Genomic DNA, 4908 nt, shown 5'->3' with positions numbered 1-4908 from the left:
TACTGTCCAGAGCAGACTTAACTATGATTTCCATGAGAGGAGGTATCAACAGATAGATTATTAGGATTCTCTACTCTGGTTGATTCCTCTCATGGTTGCCTATTTCGGAAAACTGTCCGGACTATTGTGACTTGATATTGTTGTTTATATATCTCAACGCATACTGCTACTCACACATAAAAAACGGTTTACCAGTCATTCTTGGTGACAGCCGGTTTCTTATTTCCCGCAACCAATCGTTATTTTTCCTGCTTTCTGTACCCTGTATTTGGGCTGGATCATTGTTTTCCTACTATATTGCCTCGTTACGATTTTGCTAACAGTATCAACGCATAAAGAACACGACAGGTAACGGCGCAGTTATGACTTCTCAGTCCTCCCGGTTTGTAGGCTCCATTCCTGAGCATTACGATAGCGGACTCGGCCCTCATATTTTTATTGACTATGCTGCGGATATTGCCAGAAGGACTGCGGATTACAAACCTTCATCCGTACTCGAGCTGGCTGCAGGGACAGGCATTGTAACCCGGAAATTGCGTAACCTGCTGCCTGTTGGCACGACACTTCTGGCTACAGACCTGAGCCCACCGATGCTGGAGCAAGCTAAGAAGAAGTTTGCTGAAGACGAGAACATTCGCTTTGAGGTTGTGGATGCCAGTAGCTTACCTTACGACTCTCCCTTGTTTGATGTTGTTGTCTGCCAGTTTGGTGTGATGTTTTTTCCGGACAAACTTAAGTCTTATCGCGAAGTGCTTCGCGTGCTGAAGCCTGGTGGACATTACCTTTTCAATGTCTGGGACTGCTGGGCAGCTAATCCTTTTGCTGAAATAGTTTACGAGACAATAGCAGCGGTGTTTCCTGACGACCCGCCGGGATTTTATCGCGTGCCCTTTGGTTACCACGATATAGACGTAATCAATGCTTCCCTGCGGGAAGCTGGTTTCACAAATATTACTGCGAAAACCCTACCTCTCAGGTCAAGAATTTTATCAGCGGAATTATTGGCTCGAGGTATTGTGTTTGGCAGCCCTCTTTACGAAGAAATCGTTAATCGCAATGGAGATCTGATAGTCACTCATTCTCGAGTAAAGAAAGTATTGGAGTCAAAATTTGGGAGTGATATGCCTATTCAGGCCATTGTTTTCGACGCTGAATACACTCCTTAGGAGAGGAACCACTGATTGTTAGCAGTTCTAACGGCTTTGTTAGTTTTCCTGACAAAAGTGAACATTTGTTCGTAGTAGTAATCAATATAAGCCATTACTCATAATCAATTAATGGCTAACTGTATGGATTCATCTCTTCCTTTAATCGCTGCTCCTCAATTTTACCCTGAAATACAAATTTCTGAAGTATGCTCATTTACACCATATGGTCCTGTTAATTCAATAGTTTTTGGATGCAAGCGATGTTATCTCACCTTTCCTGATGTTAATGCCTGCAATAACCATATCAGTCGTACCCGAAATGAAAAAAAATCAGTATGTATGTGTATTTGATCGTTGTGTAGAGCGCTTTGCTTCTCGGACGAACCTTAGCGTTCATTACCAGAGAACTAAACATGATCAAATGGCTCAGCATAGCTTTGACGATTGTGGTGCGATGGATTTATCGGTAAGAAATCAGAGGGAGTGTGACGATAAACACGAGCTTGATATTAACCCGGGGTCACATGACTCTGGCTTTCCTTCAAGTTTGCCTTCTTTGTGTAGTGAGATTAAAAGCGAGCAGGTATCACCAGATGCTTATGCTTATGGTGAACCTGACTATGAATATCAGAATGGACCCACCTTTTCTCAGAATCAGCCCCAGCCTTCTTCGTCCAGCAAGCTTTGCTTATTATCCGGTACTCCGCCAATAGTCCCTGAACCGAACTGTTTTAGGGTTATAGCTACTCAACATCAACAAGCTTTCTCATCTGATGTTGCTGAGAGAGTAGGTGATTCGGGTCAAAATGGATCTCGTGTTGAGAGCTCTCTTTTAGCTCATCCTGTTAGCGTTCAGTCATTTGAACATGAGGAGCTTATAGAAAGAGAGGTTAAGTATACTGAGGAGTTATCTACCCCCCCTGTTAAAGAGAGTGCTTTAGAGTGTTCTGCAACTGCGAATGGTGATTGGGAGCAAGTGGAGGCTAGGCAGCATAGTGATGTCTGTCATCAAGTGGGGAAGAGTGATGTAGTCCAATCTGGTGTTGATGGCAGTCGAAGCCTTCGGGGGTCAGGAACTGAGACTGGATCACATTCATCAGTTGAAAGCTCTCCGGATCGCACTGCTAATCAGTGTATGGTCACCAGTTTACTATCTACGCTAAAGAAAGCATCGGAAAAGTTGGTTAGTTCGGAAGCATATAAAAGCGACAGAGCACGCTTGTTAGAGAGCAGATTGGGGCTGGAAGTTGCCAATGCTGAGTGGGAGCCTATTAAGAATCCGGTTGATAATGGTGTTATGAGGCCTAATACGTCGGTTGAAAATACAGGTTTTGTGGTGTCAGATAATAAAAATAAGAGTTCTTCTAAGCGTTCTCATAACCAAGTGGACACTAATAATGAGCTAGCTTCTCATAAAGTACCAAAAGTAGTTCTAACGCGGCTATCAAAAGATGAAATTGCCAAATACACAGCCCCTGATGTAAGGACAGAGGTATCTTATCCGGGATTAACCGATGATGAAGTCAGTTACTGCCTTTCTGCACATGTAGAGTTGGAAAAGATACCTTCGTAACAAGTAGCAAAAAAAATGAGAGTTCAGGACTAAACTGATGGTGTTTTATGTTTGCCCCTCATGGAGGTTACGATTCTTTTTGATTGATGGCTGGCAGTAAATTGCCAGTTTTTTATTTGTATCTTCTTCTGAAATCAACTTGTCTTACTCAGGACTATTTTCATAGGGGAGGTATGCCAGTGTTACGGATTGCGTCTCTACTAACTGTACTGTCTATATGTCAGAGCAGCTTTGCCTCTGTACTGTCTGAGGAGCAGCTAACGTTCTATCGTGAGAATGGCTACCTGATTCAACAAGGTTTTTTTCAAGGGGAAGAGCTGGATGATCTGGAGCATCATATCCAGATAGCTCTGGACAGTGTGGTTGAGCTTCCATGGTCGGGTAATCAATCAGAAGAGAAACTGTATTTAGGTGGAACACTATATGTTCTGGGGGCTGTTGGCCAGGGCTCACTGCCGGTGATTAAACGAGTTGTCTGGGCTGGCGCAAAGTTCCCTGAATTACTGGCTTATGGCAGGCACCCTCAACTAAGAAAAAACGTAGCCCAGATTCTGGATAGCTCAAGAGCTACTCACCTGATTAATCAGATTCACCCAAAGCAACCGGGTGACGGTGTTGAATATGATGTCCACCGGGATATTGATAATCGGCGGAACTTTGATAAGCGCTGGCAGGATATCAAGGGGAATGGCAGTTTTGTTCAAACCGTGCTGGCTATTGACCTAATGGGAGAAGAGAATGGCGGGCTTTATGTGGTTCCCCGTTCTCATCATGACTGTTCTCCAGTGAAAGGTAATACGACGCTTAGTGAAGAGTACCGGCAGGAAAAATATGGAGAAATAACGCCAGTCGTGATGAATGCGGGTGATATGCTTTATGTCCACCCCTGTCTGGTTCATTTCAGTGGGCCGAATACCTCGGATAAGCCCAGAAGGCTTTTTATAAACGGCTATGCTTATCCTGGAGCCAATCACGAACATTATCCAGGAGATGGTAGTGGAAAGGAAATTTCTTTGATTGAATAAATTTTAGCTTCTGGCTTTTAGTAAATATAAATTACAGTAGTTGTTTTTTGTTATTGATTCGCATTTTTGCCAATGCCCCTAGGGTAGACATGAAGGAATTCTTCCTGATAGTGCTTGCGCCTGCATCTTTCTTTGAGCGCCTGCTTAGAGGGCTGCCTGTTGGCTGATAGGTGTTTCGGGTCTTGAGCTGAAACCATAAAGGAAGAAAGAGCAAAAAGGAAAAAAAAGCTCTTCATCGTGTTCTTTGTCGTTCAGAAAGAGGCCACAGCACATTTAAAGTAATGGCTAGTTGCTTAATGTCTACCGTAAATGCCGATGTTATAAATTATGTGAGGTTTCTTGGCTCAGGCTGTTATCAAAACAGTACTTGGTGCAAAGAGAATCTGGTTGTTTTTGGAGGGGTTGAGCTACATCAGGTTGAAGCAATAGGCCGGGGCTAGAGGCGTCTAATGGCAGCGTGCGTCTTTCCAGTTTGTGTGTTAGGTCATCGCTGAGATTTGTTTGGCATGGTGTAAAGTCTTTCGAAAGATCGCTCGTTTCCTGTTCAATAGTCGGTGCCAGCTGGAGATTTGGAAAATATTCAATCAATATCTCTGACTCTGGTTATTGTAATGGAGAAATTTTTCGTTGGAGTACGGCTACGTCATTATGTGGTGTGTCATCTTCAATTGCATGCTCATCTGGGTTCCATACTCCCATGTTGAAAAAAAACGTCCTGCTGCATACGTATTTCAGGGTCTTTCAGGGAAAGGGTTGGCCTATTGCTCCAAGAAGGCGTATTGGTGGAGCTATATGGGGGAGCTTGTTGTATAGAGGTCAGCAAGTGAGTCGATGTAGATACTGCTGTTAGTTGTTCCATAGCTTGTATGAGCCTTGTGAAGTATTGATTGTAATAATTTAAAAGATAGTCTCGTTTCATAAAGACAAAAATCTTATTGATTGAGTTGCCATAGAGTATCCTTATCCTGAGGGAACTAACTAACTAACTAACCTCAACACTTGGTTGGCAGAACACAAGGGTATTCATGTATTTGAGGGAATGTAATTTAAATTGTGTAAACGCTTGTCGTTAATACTCCAAAATGGAGAATAACAATGAGCGTTGAAATCAACGAAAAACTGGTAGATCAAATAGCCAGTCAGATTAAAACTCAGGATGATC

At 43.1% G+C, this 4908-nt stretch carries 3 protein-coding genes; all 3 read left to right on the top strand.

The features are described from left to right. The first annotated feature begins 362 nt into the window (after window positions 1-362). The 3 genes from AK963_RS25420 to AK963_RS25410 all read left to right on the top strand — a co-directional run bounded on the left by AK963_RS25420 (window position 363) and on the right by AK963_RS25410 (window position 3746). Window positions 363-1166, top strand: a complete 804-nt coding sequence (locus tag AK963_RS25420; protein WP_066018175.1) for a class I SAM-dependent methyltransferase — start codon at window positions 363-365, stop codon at window positions 1164-1166. Between the two features lie 229 nt (window positions 1167-1395). After that, a complete protein-coding gene (locus tag AK963_RS25415) occupies window positions 1396-2721 on the top strand; it encodes a hypothetical protein (RefSeq protein ID WP_139117654.1) in 1326 nt (441 codons plus the stop codon). 179 nt (window positions 2722-2900) lie between these two features. Further along, window positions 2901-3746, top strand: a complete 846-nt coding sequence (locus AK963_RS25410) for a phytanoyl-CoA dioxygenase family protein (RefSeq protein ID WP_175404645.1) — start codon at window positions 2901-2903, stop codon at window positions 3744-3746. Window positions 3747-4908 lie beyond the last annotated feature (1162 nt).

It is taken from the genome of Endozoicomonas atrinae, assembly GCF_001647025.1.
Classification (GTDB): domain Bacteria; phylum Pseudomonadota; class Gammaproteobacteria; order Pseudomonadales; family Endozoicomonadaceae; genus Endozoicomonas; species Endozoicomonas atrinae.
The sequence above is the reverse complement of the archived record's forward strand: the minus strand, read 5'-3'. Positions and strand labels throughout refer to the sequence as shown.

What these genes read in the sequence shown, in the direction of transcription:
- AK963_RS25420 (WP_066018175.1), top strand. Translation starts at nt 363, where the DNA reads ATGACTTCTCAGTCCTCCCGGTTTGTAGGCTCCATTCCTGAGCATTAC.